The organism is Streptomyces sp. V4I2 (genome assembly GCF_030817655.1).
Lineage (GTDB): Bacteria > Actinomycetota > Actinomycetes > Streptomycetales > Streptomycetaceae > Streptomyces > Streptomyces plumbiresistens.
Genome location: NZ_JAUSZM010000003.1, coordinates 9,595,571 through 9,612,772 on the forward strand (window position 1 = coordinate 9,595,571; position 17,202 = coordinate 9,612,772).

The window sequence follows — 17,202 nt, forward strand, 5'->3', positions numbered from 1 at the left end:
CTGGGGAACCGTGTCCTGTATGACGGAGCTCGGTCTTCCCGAAGACATCCTGGCCTGCCTCTTCGACCTCGACGGTGTGGTCACCAAGACGGCCGTCGTGCACGCGGCCGCCTGGAAGGAGATGTTCGACGCGTTCCTGCGCGAACGTGAGGGCGAGCATTTCCGGCCGTTCAGCGATGGCGACTACGACCAGTACGTCGACGGCCGCCCGCGCGCCGACGGCGTCCGCACCTTTCTCGCCTCCCGCGGCATCGAACTGCCCGAAGGCGCCCCGGACGACCCACCGGCGGCCCCGACGGTCCACGGCCTGGGCAACCGCAAGAACGTCCTGGTGCTGGAGAAGATCCGCACCGACGGCGTCGAGGCCTACGACGGCACGCTGCGCTACCTCGAGGCGGTCCGCGCCCACGGCCTGCGCACCGCGATCGTCTCCTCCAGCGCCAACTGCCGTGACGTCCTGCGCGCCATCGACGCCGAGGACCGCTTCGACGTCCGCATCGACGGCGTGGTCGCCGCCGAGCGAAAGTTGCCGGGCAAGCCGAACCCGGACACGTTCCTGGCCGCCGCCCACGACCTGGGCGTCGATCCCTCGCGCTCCGCCGTCTTCGAGGACGCCCTGGCCGGCATGGACGCGGGCCGCTCCGGCCACTTCGGATACGTCGTCGGCGTCGACCGCGTCGGACAGACCGACGCCCTGTACGCGCACGGCGCGGACGTCGTCGTGAAGGACCTCGCCGAACTGGGAGGCAAGGCGTGATCACCCACAGGGCGTACACCGTCGAACCCTGGGCCGTGCGGGAGACCGACCTCAATCTCGATGTCCTCGCCCAGAGCGAGTCCGTGTTCGCGCTGTCCAACGGCCACGTCGGCTGGCGCGGCAACCTCGACGAGGGCGAACCGCACGGCCTGCCCGGCTCCTACCTCAACGGCGTGTACGAACTGCACCCGCTGCCCTATGCCGAGGCCGGCTACGGCTACCCGGAGTCCGGCCAGACCGTCATCAACGTCACCAACGGCAAGGTCCTGCGGCTGCTGGTCGACGACGAGCCCTTCGACCTGCGCTACGGCCGGCTCGTCGCCCACGAACGAACGCTGGACCTGCGCAGGGGAGTGCTGGAGCGGACGTGCGAGTGGGTCTCGCCGGCCGGCTCCCGGGTACGGGTGCGCTCGACGCGGCTGGTGTCCCTCGCCCAGCGGGCGATCGCGGCCGTGGCGTACGAGGTGGAACCCGTCGACAGCCGGATCCGGGTGGTGATCCAGTCGGAACTGGTCGCCAACGAGAGCCTGCCCGAGCCGAACGGCGACCCGCGCGCCGCGCGGGCCCTGAAGTCACCCCTGGAACCGGAGGAGGACTTCGCCTCCGGGTCCCGGCTGCGCCTGGTGCACCGCACCCGCCGCAGCGGCTTCCGGGTCGCCGTGGCCGCCGACCACGTCATCGACGGACCCGAGCGGACCACGACCAGCAGCGAGAGCAACGTGGACGTGTCCCGCCTGACGGTCACCTCCGTCCTGGAACCGGGGCAGCTTCTGCGCGTCGAGAAGCTCGTCGCCCACGGTTGGTCCGGCGCCCGCTCCCGCCCCGCGATGAGCGACCAGGTCGAAGCGGCATTGGCGGCGGCCGGGCACAGCGGCTGGCAGGGCCTCCTCGACGAACAGCGGGCCTACCTCGACGACTTCTGGGCCCGCGCCGACGTCGAGGTGGACGGCGACGAGGAGATCCAGCAGGCCGTCCGCTTCGCCCTCTTCCACGTCCTGCAGGCCGGCGCCCGCGCCGAGCAACGCGCCATCCCCGCCAAGGGGTTGACCGGTTCCGGCTACGACGGGCACGCCTTCTGGGACACCGAGACCTTCGTCCTGCCCCTGCTCACCTACACCGCGCCCGACTCCGTCGCCGAGGCGCTGCGCTGGCGGCAGAACACCCTGCCCGCCGCCCGGGAACGCGCGACCCAACTCGGCCTGCGCGGAGCGGCGTTCCCCTGGCGGACCATCGAGGGGCAGGAAGGATCCGCGTACTGGCCCGCCGGCACCGCCGCCTTCCATGTGAACGCCGCCATAGCCGACGCCGTCGTGCGCTACACGGCGGCCACCGGCGACACCCACTTCGAGCGCCACACCGCCGTCGAACTCCTGGTGGAGACCGCCCGCCTGTGGCGCTCGCTCGGCCACCACGACCACCACGGCGTCTTCCACATCGACGGCGTCACCGGCCCCGACGAGTACAGCGCGGTCGCCGACGACAACCTGTACACCAACCTCATGGCCCGGGCGAACCTCCTGTCCGCCGCCGACGCCTGCGAACGCCACCCCGAGGAGGCGGCCCGGCTCGGCGTCGACGAGGAGGAGAGCGCCGCCTGGCGCGACGCCGCCGAGGCCGTGCACATCCCCTACAACGAAGACCTCGGCGTCCACGAACAGCACGCCGGCTTCACCCGCTACCAGCGCTGGGACTTCGCGGGCACGAAGGCGGACCAGTACCCGCTGCTCCTGCACTTCCCCTATTTCGACCTCTACCGCAAACAGGTCGTCAAGCAGGCCGACCTGGTCCTGGCGATGTACATGTGCAGCGGCTGGTTCGAGGAGTTCCACGACGAGGAGCAGATCGCCCGCAACTTCGCCTACTACGAGCCCCTGACCGTACGGGACTCCTCGCTCTCGGCATGCTGCCAGGCCGTCGTCGCCGCCCAGGCAGGCCATCTCGGCCTCGCCTACCAGTACACCGCCGAGGCGGCGCTCATGGACCTCGCCGACCTGGAGCAGAACACCCGCGACGGGCTGCACATCGCCTCCCTGGCCGGCACCTGGACAGCGCTGGTCGCCGGATTCGGCGGGCTGCGCCGCGACGGCGACTCACTCCGCTTCTCGCCCCGGCTGCCCGACCGGTTCAGCCGCCTCGCCTTCACCGTCCAGCTTCTGGGCCGCCGCCTGCGCGTGGAGATCGGCCCGGACAAGGCCACGTACACCCTGGTCTCGGGCGATCCCCTGACCATCCGCCACCACGGCAACCCCCTGACCGTCAACGGCGACGGCCCCGTGGTCCGCCCCGTCCCGGCGCAAAAACCCCGCCCCGCCCCCGAACAGCCCCCGCACCGCAGCCCCAACGCCCGCTGACTACGCGGGAGTCCAGTCGGCGATCAGCTCCTGCAGGCCCGGGAACCGGGCCTGCAGGTCCTCGACACGTAGGTGGCTGCGCCGCTCCAGGCCGTTTGAGCTCAGCGCCTCCATGACCGTCTCCAACCGCAGCTCCCCTCGGGCCGGTTCGGGCAGCGGGTCGGGCAGGTCGGCGGGCGCCGGGAACGGTCCGGCGAAACGGTGGGCCCTGGTGGTCGGCGCCATCTCCATCACCTCCCGTCGCGGCGCGCGGTGTGGCCGGCCGCCTGGCCGGCGACCGCGGTGTTCGTGCTGTCCAACACGGCCACCCCGCTGTACGTGGTGTGGCGGGACCGGCTCGGCTTCTCGCCCGGGATGCTGACCGTCGTCTTCGCCGGTTACATCGTCGGTCTGCTCGCGGCGCTGCTGGTGGCGGGCGTGGTCTCGGACCGGGTCGGGCGCAAGCCGGTGCTGCTGCCCGCCCTGGTGCTGGGGGTCGTGGCGAGCGTGCTGTTCGCCGCCGCCGGGTCCGTGCTCACGCTGGTGGCGGCGCGGCTGCTGAGATGGATCGCGGTGGGGGCCGTGGTGTCGGCGGTGGGCATGGCGGCGGTCGCCGATGTCGCGGGACCGCGGCGCAGGCGCTTCGCCGCACTGCTCGCGTCGACCGCGATGGTCCTGGGCGCGGGCACCGGCCCGCTGCTCGCGGGCGTCCTCTCCGAGACCCTGCCCGGGGCGACGGTCACCGTGTTCCTGCTGGAGATCGTCCTGCTCGCGCTCGCCGTCCGGTCGTGTGGCGGCTGCCGCTCGACCCTCCGGCCGGGCCTCGGGCGGGGGCGTGGATCCGGGTGCCGTCCGTGCCACGCGTGCATGGCACCCGACTCCTCATGGGCGTCGCCGTGTTCGCGCCCGGCATCACCTCCACGTCGTTCGTGCTGTCCCTGGGGCCGTCCCTGCTCGCCGACGTGCTCGACACGACGAGCCGGATCGTGGCCGGCGCGACCGCGTTCGTCATGTTCACCGCCGCCACGGCCGTCCAGTTCGCCGTCCGGCGGCTGCCGGTGCGCACGATCCTGCTCACCGGCGCGCCCTCGGTGGTCGCGGCGATGGTGCAGCTGGCCGCGGCCGTCCATCTCTCCTCGGCGCCCCTGCTGGCCGCCGCCGCGATGCCGGCCGGCGGCGGCCAAGGGCTCGGGCAGCTCGGCGGCCTGACCTCATCGGCGCGCACGTCCCCGCCGGAGTGCTGCCCGTCGCGGTCGGCTACCTCAGCGACGCCGTGGGGCTGTCCGCGGCGACGACCGCGTTCGCCGCCGCGGGGCTCGCGGGTGCCGTGTTCGTGGCCCGCGGGGCGGCCGACTGACCCGCGAGGGCGTCAGGCACCTGGCCGAACTCGACCCTGCACATCAGTCCGAAGCAAGCTAGTTTGTCCATGTTTTCAGCGGAGTCTTAGAAGCCCTACGACACGTAGAGGTGAGGGGTGGACGATGGCCCACGGCACGAAGGCCATGCTCGTCGGTATGCGGCGAGGCGAACCGGCGCCCGTGCCCGGCACGTCCTGGCGCACGCGCGGCGAGTGGCTGCTCGCGGCCGTGGCCGGCGCCTTCACGCTCGCCCAACTGGTTCTCGTACGCCCGGGCATGGGCCTCGGCTGGGACGAGACGGTGTATGTCAGCCAGGTCGGCACCCAGGCCCCGGCGGCCTTCTTCAGCGCACCGCGCGCCCGGGGCGTCTCCCTGCTGGTCGCGCCGATCGCGTCCTGGTCGACGTCCACCGAACTGCTCCGCGTCTACCTCGCCCTGCTCTCCGGCCTCGGCCTCTACCTGGCCCTGCGCGTATGGCGCGGCCTCTTCCCGACCCGGGTCCTGGCCGTGGGCGGCGCGCTCTTCGCCTCCCTGTGGATCACCCTCTTCTACGGCCCGCAGGCCATGCCCAACTACTGGGTCGCGGTCGGCGCCCTGGTCGGCGTCGGCTGCTTCCTGCGCGCCCGCGCCGACCGCACCGACCGGGCGGCCCTGTGGGGCATCGCGGCGGGCGCCGCGCTCATGGCGTGGATGCGGCCCACCGACGCCGTGTGGGTCACCCTGCCGCTGCTCGTCCTGGTGGTGGCGGCCCGCCGGTGGCGGCTCGGGGTCGCGCTCCTCGGCGGGCTCGTCGCGGGCGCGGCGGAGTGGGTGATCGAGGCATACGTCGGCTACGGCGGACTGGGCCGGCGGCTCTCCGACGCCTCCGACATCCAGGGCGGACTCGGCTGGAACTTCGCCGTCGACGACCAACTGCGCAGCCTGGCCGGACGGGCCCTGTGCCGCCCGTGCACCGGAGCGCTGCCCAACCCGGCGGTCACGGCCTGGTGGTTCGTGCTGCCGCTGCTCGCCGCCGTCGGGCTGGTGGTCGCGGTACGCGCCCGGCGCACCGCGCCCACGCTGCTGCCGCTGGCCTGCGCCACGACGGCCGCCGTGCCCTACCTGTTCATGATCGGATACGCGGCTCCCCGCTTCCTGCAGCCCGCCTACGCCCTGCTCGCGATCCCGGTCGCCGACGCCCTGTTCCACCTGGTCGCCACGCCGGCCGGCCGGTGGCGTCCGGTGGTGGCGAGCCTGCTGGCGGTGGGGCTGGCCGGGCATCTGGCGGTGCAGTACGCCGTCCTGGACCGCACCGTGGACCGCAGCACCGCCGACCGCCGCGACTGGGCCCGCAACGCAGCCGAACTGCACCGCCTGGGCGTCCGCCCGCCCTGCCTGCTCACCGGCCGCGAGTCCATCCCCGTCGGCTACTACACCGGCTGCTCCTCGGCGGCGACCGGCGGCCCCAACGCCAACAGCACCCCCGCGGACATCCTGCGCACCGCCCGCCGCCAGCCGACCGCCACCCTGACCCGGCCCGGCGCCGCACCGCCCGCGTACGCCCGCGACTGGGAGACGCACCGCTCCGCAGGACTGGACCTGCACATCGCACCGGCGCCGGATCGCCGGGACGGGCCCGGATGACGTCGGAGCGGGTCGCCGACGTCGGCCCGCCAGGGCAGGTCCGTACGACGTCCGAGCAGGTCGCCGCCACGCCCACCCGAAGACGCGCCTGCCGGCACACCGTCCTCGCCCTCGCCGTCCTGGCGGCCGCCGCCTGTCTGGCCGTGCGCCACTGGCCCGTGCTGGAGACCGGCGCCCGCCGGCTCGCCGTGGCCGACCAGGGCTGGCTGTTGGTCGGGGCCACGGCGGCGGGCCTGACCTGGCTGTGCGCGGCGCTCGCCCAACAGGGCGCCGTGACCTCGCGGTTGCCCCCCGGGCGGCTCGTCGCCATCCAGTTCGCCGCCTCCGCCGCCAACCACGTCCTGCCTGCCGGGCTCGGGGCGGGTGCGGTGAACCTGCGCTTCCTCATGCGCTGCGGGATGCCCTCCGGCCGCTCGGCGACCGCGGTCGCGGTCAAGGCCGCGGCCGGCGGGATCGCGCGCGGCGCCCTGATCGCCGTATTCGCTGCCGCCTGCCCCGGCGTCCTGCGGATCCCGTCCGGCTGGGGCGGCTGGGCGGCCCTCGTCGGCGCGGCTCTCGGCGGCACCGTTCTGCTCGGCGTGAGGCGGTGGCCCCGATGCCGCCGCGCCCTCGGCGTGGTGCTGGCCGACATCCGGGCCGTCCACGCGCGACCGCGGCGGGTGGTGGCCCTGTGGGGCGGCTCGCTGGCGTTCGCCCTGCTGCACGCCCTCGTGCTGATCGCCGTCACCCGGGCCGTCGGGCTGCCCCTGGCCCCGGCCCTGGTGGCCCTGCTCTACCTCGCCGCGAGTTGTGCCGCCGCCCTGCTGCCCACCCCGGGCGGCCTCGGCTCACTCGACGCCGCGCTCGGCCTTGCCCTCGCGGCCGCCGGAGCGCCCCCGGCCGCGGCCGCCTCCGCCGTGCTCGGCTACCGCCTGCTGACGGTGTGGCTCCCACTGGTCCCGGGCCTGCTGGTGCTCGGCATCCTGATCCGGCGCAAGGCGCTGTGACCCGGGCGGCGTTTCCCCGCCGCCAGGTTCTGGTAGGAGTCCGGTTGTCGGGCCGGAGGCGAGGGGGAACGCGATGACGTGGAACGAGAACGGCGGACGGCTGGAGGAGGAGTTCTTCACCCCGGGATCGTCGTCCTTCACCGAGTTCCTGGCCGCGCACCGCCCGGAACTCCTCAGCACCCGCCGCGTCCTGCCGGACGGCGTGATCGCCGCACCCGACCAGGTCCCGCACGGCACCACGGTGCTCGCCCTCACCTTCCGCGACGGCGTGCTGCTCGCCGGCGACCGCAGGGCCACCATGGGCAACCTCATCGCCCAGCGCGACCTGGAGAAGGTGCACCCCGCCGACGACTACTCGGCGGTCGCCTTCGCCGGCACCGTCGGACTCGCGGTGGACATGGTGAAGCTCTACCAGGTCGAGCTGACGCACTTCGAGAAGATCGAGGGCACGGCGATGACCCTCAACGCGAAGGCACGCCGGCTGGCCGGCATGATCCGGCAGAACCTCGGCCAGGCCATGCAGGGCCTCGCCGTCGTCCCGCTCCTCACCGGCTACGACCCCTTGGCCCCCGAGGGCGAGCGGGGCCGCATCTTCAGCTTCGACCTGGCCGGGGGACTGTACGAGAAGACCGACTTCCACGCCGAGGGATCCGGGTCGCCGTACGCCCGGGGCGCGTTGAAGAAGATGTTCCACCGGGGCATGGACCGGCGCGAGGCCGCCCTGGCCGCGCTGCAGGCGCTGTGGGACGCGGCCGACGACGACTCCGCGACCGGTGGTCCCGACATCAACCGCCGGATCTTCCCGATCGTGTCGGTCATCACCGAGGACGGCTTCGAGCGGCTGACCGAACCGGAGACCGAGGAACTGAGCCGCGAGATGGTCGAACAACGCCGCGGCCGGCCGGACGGACCCAACGCGACTGCGTGACCGCGGCCCTCTGACAGGGGGCTTTCCCCACTCGTGGGGAAGACCTGTCACGGGCTTTACTGCACATGACTTGCAGTTGCCGGAGGATGGCACGAGGCTGCTCGACGCGGCCGTACGACGGAAAGAAAGATCCTCCCCCCGATGACGGCCGCCCCTGACTCCACTCCGCCCCTCCTCCCCGCCACCGCCCCCGCGAGGGGCCCGGCCCGGCACCGCGTCCGCGGCTCCATGACGCGGCAGGAGTGGATCAGGGTGGGCGGGATGGCCGCCGTGGTCGTGGCCCTGCATGTGATCGGCTGGTTCACGCTGGTCGTGATCGTCGCGCCGCACCACTACGGCATCGGCGAGAAGTCCTTCGGCATCGGCATCGGCGTGACGGCGTACACGCTCGGCATGCGGCACGCCTTCGACGCCGACCACATCGCGGCGATCGACAACACCACCCGCAAGCTGATGGGCGAGGGACAGCGGCCGCTGTCGGTCGGCTTCTGGTTCTCGCTCGGCCACTCCAGCGTCGTCTTCGTCCTCGCGTTGCTGCTCTCGCTCGGTGTGAAGACCCTCGCCGGACCGGTCCGCGACGACGACTCCCGGCTCCACGACGTCACCGGCCTGATCGGTACGACCGTCTCCGGGACCTTCCTCTACGTCATCGCGACGATCAACCTGGTCATCCTCGCCGGCATCTGGAAGGTGTTCCGCCGGATGCGCTCGGGCCACTACGACGAGGCCGCCCTCGAGGAGCAGCTGAACAACCGGGGCCTCATGAACCGCCTCCTCGGCCGCGTCATGAAGTCGATCACCAAGCCTGGCCAGATGTACCCGCTCGGCCTGCTCTTCGGCCTCGGCTTCGACACCGCCACCGAGATCGCCCTGCTCGTCCTGGCCGGCTCCGGCGCCGCCTCCGGCCTGCCCTGGTACGCGATCCTGTGCCTGCCCGTGCTGTTCGCCGCCGGCATGTCCCTCCTCGACACGATCGACGGCACCTTCATGAACTTCGCCTACGGCTGGGCCTTCTCCCAACCGGTCCGCAAGGTCTACTACAACCTCACCATCACCGGCCTGTCCGTCGCCGTGGCCCTCCTCATCGGCACCGTCGAACTCCTCGGCCTCCTCGCGGAGCAGCTCCACCTGCACGGCGCCTTCTGGAACTGGATCGCCGGCCTCGACCTGAACGTCCTCGGCTTCGTCGTCGTCGGCCTGTTCGCCGCCACGTGGATCGTCGCCCTGGTGGTGTGGAAGGTGGGCCGCATCGAGGAGAAGTGGACGGCGGGCCTGGCCGGGGCGGAGGAACCCTCCGTGTTCACTCCAGTGGAGTAGCGACAGAACGATTCGCCGGGTGAACGACCACGGCAAACGATCAACCGCTGGGGCGTACCGGTAATCCTGGAGCGGCAGTCCAACCCTCCACCGACCTGGGAGATTCCCTTGCGTGTTCGTCGTATGGTGACCAGCGCCCTTGGTTCCGCCGCCCTCGTCCTCACCTCCATGGGCGCGGTGACCACCACCGCGACCCCCGCGGCGGCCGACCCCTGCGGGTTCTACGAGACCGGCTCGGACGCCTTCTACAACCACTGCACGTCCGACGGTTCACAGGTCGTCATCAAGGTGGAGGTCGCCCTGGCACCCGACTACGAGCGCTGTGTCGGCCCCGGCAAGTCCTGGCTGGGTTCCGCGAGCAAGATCACCGGTGCCCACTACGTCGGCCGCACCTGCTGACGAGCGACCTCCTTCTCGGCAGTGCTCCGTACCGCCCGGCCGGGCGGTACGGAGCACTCCGTGTTTTCCCCGCCCACTCACGAACCCGGCCTGAACTCCTTGTGCCACTTGACGAGTTGCTTCTCCGGATCCCCGGTGTACGACCACGGCGTACGCGTGGCACGCTGCCCCAGCATCCGCAGCAGCGACGCGGCGACATCCTGGAGTCCCGCGGAACAGGCCCCGTGGGCCAGGTAGTTGACGTCACGCAGCTCTCCCGGCTCCACCGCGCTCTCGGTCCGGCCCATGATCCAGCGCTGCCAGGTGCGCCGTACGTCGCTGGCCGCGCCGTCGTTGTTCCAGTGCTGGCCGAGGCCCATGGACGCCCGGCTGTCCTGTGCTGCGTCCAGGTGTTGCCGGTACTCCTCGACTCGCGCGTACTGCACCAGCACCGGCAGTGCGCAGCCGGGCGGCGCCACGCCCGCCGCGTCGCGGGCGAAGTCGTACATCAGGCCGTGGGAGCCGTGCCAGCGGGCCGAGTAGTAGTGCAGCACCTGGAGGTGGCCCTCCACGCTGTACTGGTCCCGCCCGTGCAACTCGTCCCACCAGCGCCCCAGTTCCTGCCGGCGCACCCCCGACGGGTACAGCCGCGCCACGGAGATCAGCGAGGTCCACGGCGTGGGATCGTCGGGATACGCCTCCGCCGCCCGCAGACACGCCATGACCGCGCTGTCGACGCGGCGCCGGTCGATCGGCACGCCCCGGCCCGCGGCGATGGCCAGGTTGAACGCCCGGGCCGTCTCGGTCGCCGCGTACAGCACCAGCGCGTCGGCGCCGTGCGGCTCGGCCGCGAGCCAGGTCTCGGCGGTGGAACTGCTCGTGCAGGCCTGGGCGAGCAGCCGGACGCGATGGCCGCGGGCGAGCCAGTGGGGGCCGGTGGCGCGCAGGAGTTCGCGCAGTCCCTGCCAGCGGCCGATGACGATGTCGTGCCGGGTCGAGCTGAGGGCCGTGTCCCCGCAGTCGGGGTCGAAACGCGGAGCGAAGCGGTGTCGCGTCATCGGGGTCTCCCTCAGAAGTCGGTGGGCAGACCCTCGTGGACAGGGGAGTGTGCGCCGACGCGGTCGTCGGGGACGTAGTCCGACTCGACGGTCCGGGTGGCGTCGAGCTTCGCGGGCCGGTAGTAGTCGCTGCCCTGCCGCCAGTACCAGAGCATCGGGATCAGGCCGACGGCCAGTCCGCCGATGCCGATCGCGACCGCCGCGGTGCTCAGTCCGCTCAGCGACTCGACGAACACCCAGAACATGAACAGGGCGCCCAGCAGCGGCCACAGGCCGCCGAAGACGAAGTGCGCCGCCGACTTCAGCAGCGTCTTGCGGTAGGCGACGACCACCGCGAGCCCGGCCAGCCCGTAGTACACGGCGATCTGCAGTCCGATCGCCGAGATGGCGTCGGAGAGGATGTCGCCGACCGTGCCCAGGGCGTTGGAGGCGATCAGCATGACCAGCGCCACCGTGCCGACGACCAGGATGGCCACCCAGGGCGTGTTCCAACGGGGGTGGACCCGGCCGAGCGCGGACGGCATCGTACGGTCGCGGCCCATCGCGAACAGCGAGCGCGTGACCTGGATCAGCGTGGTCTCCAGGGTGGCGATGGTGGACAGCATCACCGCCACGATCAGCAGCTTGCCGCCCCAGCCCGGCCAGACCTCCTCACCGAGCACGGCCAGCACGTTGGCGTCGTTCTCCTCGATCTGCCGCGAGGAGAGGATCACGTTCACCGCGATGGTGAACGCCTCGAACAGCAGGAAGACGATGCCGATGCCGACGAGGCCGGCGAGTCCCGTCGTATGACGGCTGTTGCGGGTCTCCTCACTCAGGTTGCTGGTGACGTCCCAGCCCCAGTAGTAGAACGCGGCGATGAGCGCGCCGGACGCGAAGCCCGTCATGCCGTCGAAGTGACCGAAGCCGAGCCACGACCAGTCGAAGGCACGGGCGCCGTCGGTGTGGAAGAGGGCGAGGACCGCGAACACGGCCAGAATGGCCAGCTCCACCCCGGACATGACGAGTTGTGCCCGGACGGTGAGCCGGGCCCCGCCGAGGACGACGCACAGCATGGCCAGGAACCAGGCCGCGCCGACCACCGTGGACAGCGCGGTGTCGTCCGCGAGGTTCTCGTCGAAGAGGGCGAGCGTCATCGACCCGGCGGGCAGCGAACCCGCAACCATGAAGATGGTCGCCGAGACGACCAGCGCCCAGCCGCTGACGAACCCGAGAAAGGGATGGAGCGTACGTGCCACCCACGAGTAACTGGCGCCCGCGTTCACGTCGATCCGGCCGAGATAGCTGAACGCCAGCGCGATGCCGAGCATGGGGATCGCGCAGTACAGCAGGGCCGCGGGGCTCGCCAGGCCCACCGCGGAGACCAGGACCGCGGTCGTCGCGGCCAGCGAGTACGCCGGGGCGCTGCCCGCGACGGCCATCACCACCGTGTCGAACGTACCGAGGGCATCGGCCTGCAGCCCTCTGCCCCTGACATTGCTCATGGTTGCGCTGCTTTCCGTCGTGCACGACGCGAGGGCAGGCCCAGGCGGCGTAAAGAGGGGTGGGGGGTTGCTGCGCCCCGGACGACGGAGGGATGGCCTCGGGTCAAGGGCGGTGACGAGAAGGAGGGGTGGCGGATGCCGCGCAATCGCTGCGTAGACAGACGGTCACACCGTGTGTGCGTGTGATGATAGCGGCACTCGTTGACCTTTCAAGATTGACCCGGAAGTAACCTCCCCGGGCACTCGAAGGCCCCACTCCCACAGCTGTTTTGAGGTTGGAGATCCCGTACCGGGAAACGCGGTTCAGGACACCCGAGACAGACGAGTGCGACGCGCGAGGAGGCGACGATGGACACGGAGCGGTCGAACCCCGAATCGATGGCGGACGACGCGTACCAGCCCACCGGAACCAACGAGGAGCAGGAGGACGCGGCCCCGCTCGACCTGCAGGACGCCGTCGACGAGCGGACGTACGACGAGACCCTCGCCGAGGGCTACTCGCCGCCCGAGAAGCCGCTCGGCGTCACCAAGCACGGCACCACCGCCGCCGAACAGCACGACGGGGAGACCCTCGACCAGCGTCTGGCCCAGGAGGTCCCCGACGCCCCCGGGACCGTCGGTGACGGCATCGGCGACGCCCCCGACGGGGACGGCGAACCGGTCGACCCCGAGGCGGGCACCGAGCGCGCCGGCCGCCTCGTCGCCCCCGACGAGGGCGCCCACACCGACACCACGAAGGAGGCCGTCGCCTCCGACGTGGGCATCGACGCGGGAGCCGCCGGCGCGGAGGAGGCCGCCGTCCATGTCATCGAGGACGACACGATCCTTCCCGACGGACCACAGGACGAACTCCCGGACGAACTCCCGGACGAACTTCCGTACGACGAGGAGAGCTGAGCGGGACGCTCAGTCCCCGATCCGGTCGATGAGGCGGAGCTTGTTGGTGGCGTCCAGGGCGGCGACCTTGTAGGACTCCGCGAGGGTCGGGTAGTTGAACACGGCGTCGACCAGGTAGTCGACGGTGCCGCCGCAGCCCATCACGGACTGTCCGATGTGAATGAGCTCGGTGGCGCCGGTGCCGAAGCAGTGCACCCCGAGCAGGGTGCGGTCCTCGGGGGAGACCAGCAGCTTCAGCATGCCGTGCGAGTCGCCCATGATCTGACCGCGGGCCAGTTCCCGGTAGCGGGAGATGCCGACCTCGAACGGCACCCGGTCCTCGGTGAGTTGGTCCTCCGTCCGGCCCACGAAACTGATCTCGGGGATGGTGTAGATGCCGATCGGCTGGAGGTTGTGCATCCGGGCGACGGGCTCCCCGCACGCGTGGTAAGCGGCGGCCCGGCCCTGCTCCATCGAGGTCGCCGCCAGCGCGGGGAAACCGATGACGTCACCGACGGCATAGATGTGCGGCACCTCGGTGCGGTAGTGCTCGTCCACCGTGATCCGGCCCCGCGGGTCCGCCGACAGCCCCGCCTTGTCGAGGTCCAGCTCGTCGGTGAGGCCCTGCCGGCCCGCCGAGTACATCACCGCGTCGGCCGGGATCTTCTTGCCGCTCTCCAGGATGGTGAGCGTGCCCCTCGGGTGGCGCTCGACGGCGGCCACCGTCTCCCCGAAACGGAACGTCACCGCCAGGTCCCGCAGGTGGTACTTGAGCGACTCGATCACCTCGACGTCGCACATGTCGAGCATCCCGGCACGCTTCTCGACGACGGTGATCTTGCTGCCGAGCGCCGCGAACATGGACGCGTACTCCATGCCGATGACACCGGCACCGACGATGACCATGGAACGCGGCACCCGTTCCAGGGCGAACACGTTGTCCGAATCCATGATCGTCCGTCCGTCGAACTCGACGCTGTCCGGCCGCGCGGGACGGGTGCCGGTGGCGATCACGAAGTGCTCGGCGCTGATCAGCCGTTCATGGCCGGTGGTCTCGCGCAGGGCGACGGTGTGGGCGTCGACGAAACGGGCGGTGCCGGCATGGAGCGCGATGTGGTTGCGTGACAGCTGACTGCGGATGACGTCCACCTCGCGGCTGACCACGTGCTGGGTGCGGGCGGTCAGGTCACCGACGGTGATGTCCTCCTTCAGCCGGTAGCTCTGGCCGTACAGATCGCGCTGGGTGAGACCGGTGAGGTACAGCACCGCCTCGCGCAGGGTCTTGGAGGGGATGGTGCCGGTGTGGATGGAGACCCCGCCGACCATGTCGGGGCGGTCGACGACGGCGACCCGGCGGCCCAGCTTGGCCGCGGCGATGGCGGCCTTCTGGCCGCCGGGACCTGATCCGATGACAAGCATGTCGAAGTCGGGCACCTCCGGAGTGTGTCAGTCCCGGTGCCCGCTTCGTAAGGGCGAACGGTCAACTGCCCTGCCACGCGGGGGACCACGGAGGCGCGGGGGAACTCCTGGCAGAACGGCGGCGGTTGTGATCACCGCGGTTGTGATCACTGCGGTGGTGATCACCGCGGGGCGGCCGACCGTACGACGACTCGCCCCCACGGGCGTCCGGTGCCGCGTGCCCGCTAGGGCAGCAGCTTGTCCAGCGCGGCCGGGCCCTCCGCCTCCAGCTTGCGCCGGGCCCATTCCAGGTTGCGCGGGGTGAGGTCCTTGCCCGAGGCGAGGACCACGTCCTCGGGTGACACGTCCGTGCCGGTGCGGGCGTGGAGCAGGGCGTCCGGGGTGGCACGGTCCTCGGACGGCCCGGTCGCGTCGGGTTGTGACGTCGGCATGATGTCTGCTCCTCGGATCCGGATCGTTCCTCGGTCCCGGTTTCCCTCAACCGGTCCCGATATCACCATTCATCGCCTGGACGCACCCTGCATCCCGAGGGACCGCGGAGCCGTCCCGGAAGACCGGGCTGCCACCCCGCCCGGCCCGGGATGCCCGAACGATCACCAGGGCTTCCAATGGGGGTATCGGGCGACTCGACCGACCGGGAAGAACAGGGCCATGTCACCTCCGCATACCGGTGAAGAGGGAGGGGAAACCGCCACTCCGGGGGTACTGAGGCGGCTGGGGGAGGGGTGCGCACGCCACTTCGTGATCGTCATCGTGGCCTGGATCGTGGCCCTGGTGGCCCTGCAGGCTTTGAACCGTTCCCACGGCGGCACCTACTCCGACGACTTCTCCCTCCCCGGCGTGCAGTCCGAGCAGGGCCTCGACGTGCTGAAGCAGCACGACCCGACGACGGGCGGCTACGGCAGCCAGATCGTCCTGCACGACGGGCAGAAAACCCTGACCTCGCTGAGCTCGCAGATGTCGACGACCGTCGGCGACCTGCAGAAGCTGCCGCACGTCCTCGCCGTCCAGAACCCGCTGTCCGGTTCGTCGTCGAGCGTCGGCCCGCTCTCCTCGGACGGGAAGACGGCGTACATCACCGTCCGGTTCGACGTCCAGCCCTCGACGTACCGATGATGATGTTCGCGATCATCTTCGGGCTCAGCATGGACCACGAGATCTTCCTGCTCTCCCGCGTCCACGAGGCATGGCTGCGCACTGGTGACGCCAGGGCCTCGGCCGCCCACGCGCTGGAGATCACCGCGCGGGTCATCTCCTGCGCCGCGCTGATCATGGTGAGTGTCTTCGCGGCCTTCATCGTCAGCGACAACATCCTGGTGAAGATGCTGGGGCTGGGCCTGGCGGTGAGCGTGCTCATCGACGCCACCGTCGTACGCCTGCTGATGGTCCCCGCGGTGCTGACCCTGCTGGGACGGCACGCCTGGGGGACACCCCGCCCGCTCGACCGGATCCTCCCGCGCATCGACACCGAGGGGGAGCATCAGGGGCCCCGGGTGTCAGGGACGCTCCTGCGGACCGGGCGCCAGGACGAGCATTGTGACGTCGTCGTGGAGGGCGCTGCTGTAGCGGGTGAGGTCCGCCCACACGTGCCCCGCCAGGGCGTCCGGGGCGTCCTCGGTGAAGCCCGTGAGCCGCTCGGTGAGCGGGTAGAAGACACCGGCCGCGTCCCTGGCCTCACTGACCCCGTCGGAGGCGAGGAAGAGCCGGTCCCCGGGTCGCAGGGGCACCGTGCGGCCGACGGGGGGCACGGCGTCGGACAGCCCCAGACCGAGCGGGCTGCCGGCCGGGACCTCCAGCTCGACGACCCGTCCGCCCCGCAGCAGCAAGGGGGCGGGATGCCCGCACGCCACGATCCGCACCGCCCGCCCGTCCGCCGCGAACTCCAGCAGCACGGCCGTGGCGAACAGCTCCGAGTTCGGCACACCGGCCGAGTCCAGCACCAGCCTGCGGTCCAGCCGGGCCGCCACCGACTCCGGGTCCGGCTGGTCGAGGACCGCTTCCCGGAACGCGCCCAGCAGCGAGGCGACCGTCGCGACGGCCGACAGTCCGTGCCCCTGCACGTCGCCCATGACCGCCCGGACCCCGAAAGGCCCGTCGCGTACGTCGAAGAAGTCACCGCCGACCAGCGTCCCGCGCTGCGCCGCCCGGTACAGCCCCGCACACCGCACGGGCCCCACGTTCGGCGGCAGCGGCGACATCACGGCATGCTGCGCGGCCTGCGCCACGGCCCGCTCGGTGACCAGCTGGGCGTCCCGGCGGCTGCGCACGAACGACACGAACACGCTCAGTACCGCCACGAAGCAGACGGTGAGCAGATCGGTGCTGCCGGGATCGTTCAGGTGGAAGGCCGGGACGAACAGCACCGCCACCACCAGACCGCCGAGCACCGCCGTCGCCGCAGGCCCGTACGACAGGACGGCCAGCGGCGGGATGGCCCCCAGCACGAACCCGATGTCGAGCGGTTCGGAGCTGACCAGCGTCGCCCCGCACACCGCCGCCAGCAGAGCGGCCGGCAGCACCCGCACCCAGCGCGGCGGAGGCGCGCCCCGCAGCCAGCCACGCCGGTCCCGGTCGGGGCGCGACCACCGGCCGCGCACTGTGCTCACACCCCCTACGCTGCTCCCTCGGCCCCCGCACCGCATGCGGGGGCCGAGGGACCCTGCTGGAACGGGGTGAGGGTCGGCCGTT

Annotated in this window: 15 protein-coding genes and 1 pseudogene; 10 read left to right on the top strand and 6 right to left on the bottom strand. The window is 71.7% G+C overall.

Annotated features, from left to right (window positions below):
- Positions 1–19: 19 nt before the first annotated feature.
- Complete coding sequence (locus QFZ76_RS44800; protein WP_307679080.1) at positions 20–757, top strand: HAD family phosphatase; 738 nt, start codon at positions 20–22, stop codon at positions 755–757.
- Positions 754–3,108, top strand: a complete 2,355-nt coding sequence (locus tag QFZ76_RS44805) for a glycoside hydrolase family 65 protein (protein WP_307679081.1) — start codon at positions 754–756, stop codon at positions 3,106–3,108. Before QFZ76_RS44800 ends, QFZ76_RS44805 begins: the two co-directional genes overlap by 4 nt.
- On the opposite strand, the gene QFZ76_RS44810 is transcribed toward QFZ76_RS44805, so the two are convergent.
- On the bottom strand, positions 3,109–3,333 hold the full coding sequence (locus QFZ76_RS44810) for a hypothetical protein (protein ID WP_307679082.1): 225 nt from the start codon (positions 3,331–3,333) through the stop codon (positions 3,109–3,111).
- Between the two features lie 63 nt (positions 3,334–3,396).
- On the opposite strand from QFZ76_RS44810, the gene QFZ76_RS44815 reads away from it, so the two are divergent.
- The 6 genes from QFZ76_RS44815 (at position 3,397) to QFZ76_RS44840 (ending at position 9,698) form a co-directional block, all read left to right on the top strand.
- Positions 3,397–4,296, top strand: a complete 900-nt coding sequence (locus QFZ76_RS44815) for an MFS transporter (protein WP_373464455.1) — start codon at positions 3,397–3,399, stop codon at positions 4,294–4,296.
- Between the two features lie 272 nt (positions 4,297–4,568).
- Positions 4,569–6,068, top strand: a complete 1,500-nt coding sequence (locus QFZ76_RS44820) for a hypothetical protein (protein WP_307679083.1) — start codon at positions 4,569–4,571, stop codon at positions 6,066–6,068.
- Entirely contained in the window at positions 6,065–7,054 is a 990-nt protein-coding gene (locus tag QFZ76_RS44825; RefSeq protein WP_307679084.1) for a lysylphosphatidylglycerol synthase transmembrane domain-containing protein, read from the top strand. The genes QFZ76_RS44820 and QFZ76_RS44825 overlap by 4 nt, the downstream gene beginning before the upstream one ends.
- 73 nt (positions 7,055–7,127) lie before the next feature.
- Positions 7,128–7,982: a proteasome subunit beta gene (gene prcB, locus QFZ76_RS44830; protein WP_307679085.1), complete on the top strand. Its 855-nt coding sequence runs from the start codon at positions 7,128–7,130 to the stop codon at positions 7,980–7,982.
- Between the two features lie 141 nt (positions 7,983–8,123).
- Positions 8,124–9,299: a HoxN/HupN/NixA family nickel/cobalt transporter gene (locus tag QFZ76_RS44835; protein WP_307679086.1), complete on the top strand. Its 1,176-nt coding sequence runs from the start codon at positions 8,124–8,126 to the stop codon at positions 9,297–9,299.
- 123 nt (positions 9,300–9,422) lie between these two features.
- A complete protein-coding gene (locus QFZ76_RS44840) occupies positions 9,423–9,698 on the top strand; it encodes a DUF6355 family natural product biosynthesis protein (RefSeq protein WP_373464571.1) in 276 nt (91 codons plus the stop codon).
- A 77-nt stretch (positions 9,699–9,775) separates the two neighbouring features.
- Here QFZ76_RS44840 and QFZ76_RS44845 read toward each other — a convergent pair whose 3' ends face one another.
- Together QFZ76_RS44845 and QFZ76_RS44850 are read right to left on the bottom strand one after the other, a co-directional pair.
- Positions 9,776–10,735 (bottom strand): hypothetical protein, encoded by a 960-nt coding sequence (locus tag QFZ76_RS44845; RefSeq protein ID WP_307679088.1) that lies wholly within the window; start codon positions 10,733–10,735, stop codon positions 9,776–9,778.
- An 11-nt stretch (positions 10,736–10,746) separates the two neighbouring features.
- Positions 10,747–12,219, bottom strand: a complete 1,473-nt coding sequence (locus tag QFZ76_RS44850; protein ID WP_307679090.1) for an APC family permease — start codon at positions 12,217–12,219, stop codon at positions 10,747–10,749.
- A 348-nt stretch (positions 12,220–12,567) separates the two neighbouring features.
- Between QFZ76_RS44850 and QFZ76_RS44855 the strand changes: the two genes are divergently transcribed.
- Positions 12,568–13,116 (top strand): DUF5709 domain-containing protein, encoded by a 549-nt coding sequence (locus tag QFZ76_RS44855; protein WP_307679092.1) that lies wholly within the window; start codon positions 12,568–12,570, stop codon positions 13,114–13,116.
- A 9-nt stretch (positions 13,117–13,125) separates the two neighbouring features.
- On the opposite strand, the gene sthA is transcribed toward QFZ76_RS44855, so the two are convergent.
- Both sthA and QFZ76_RS44865 read right to left on the bottom strand, forming a co-directional pair.
- Complete coding sequence (gene sthA, locus QFZ76_RS44860) at positions 13,126–14,529, bottom strand: Si-specific NAD(P)(+) transhydrogenase (RefSeq protein WP_307679094.1); 1,404 nt, start codon at positions 14,527–14,529, stop codon at positions 13,126–13,128.
- 209 nt (positions 14,530–14,738) lie between these two features.
- A complete protein-coding gene (locus QFZ76_RS44865; RefSeq protein ID WP_053748300.1) occupies positions 14,739–14,945 on the bottom strand; it encodes a hypothetical protein in 207 nt (68 codons plus the stop codon).
- Positions 14,946–15,165: 220 nt separating this feature from the next.
- Between QFZ76_RS44865 and QFZ76_RS44870 the strand changes: the two are divergent.
- Positions 15,166–15,992 (top strand): annotated as a pseudogene (locus QFZ76_RS44870) (MMPL family transporter); the annotation flags it as partial.
- A gap of 18 nt (positions 15,993–16,010) precedes the next feature.
- Here QFZ76_RS44870 and QFZ76_RS44875 read toward each other — a convergent pair.
- Complete coding sequence (locus QFZ76_RS44875) at positions 16,011–17,120, bottom strand: PP2C family protein-serine/threonine phosphatase (RefSeq protein ID WP_307679095.1); 1,110 nt, start codon at positions 17,118–17,120, stop codon at positions 16,011–16,013.
- Positions 17,121–17,202: the final 82 nt, after the last annotated feature.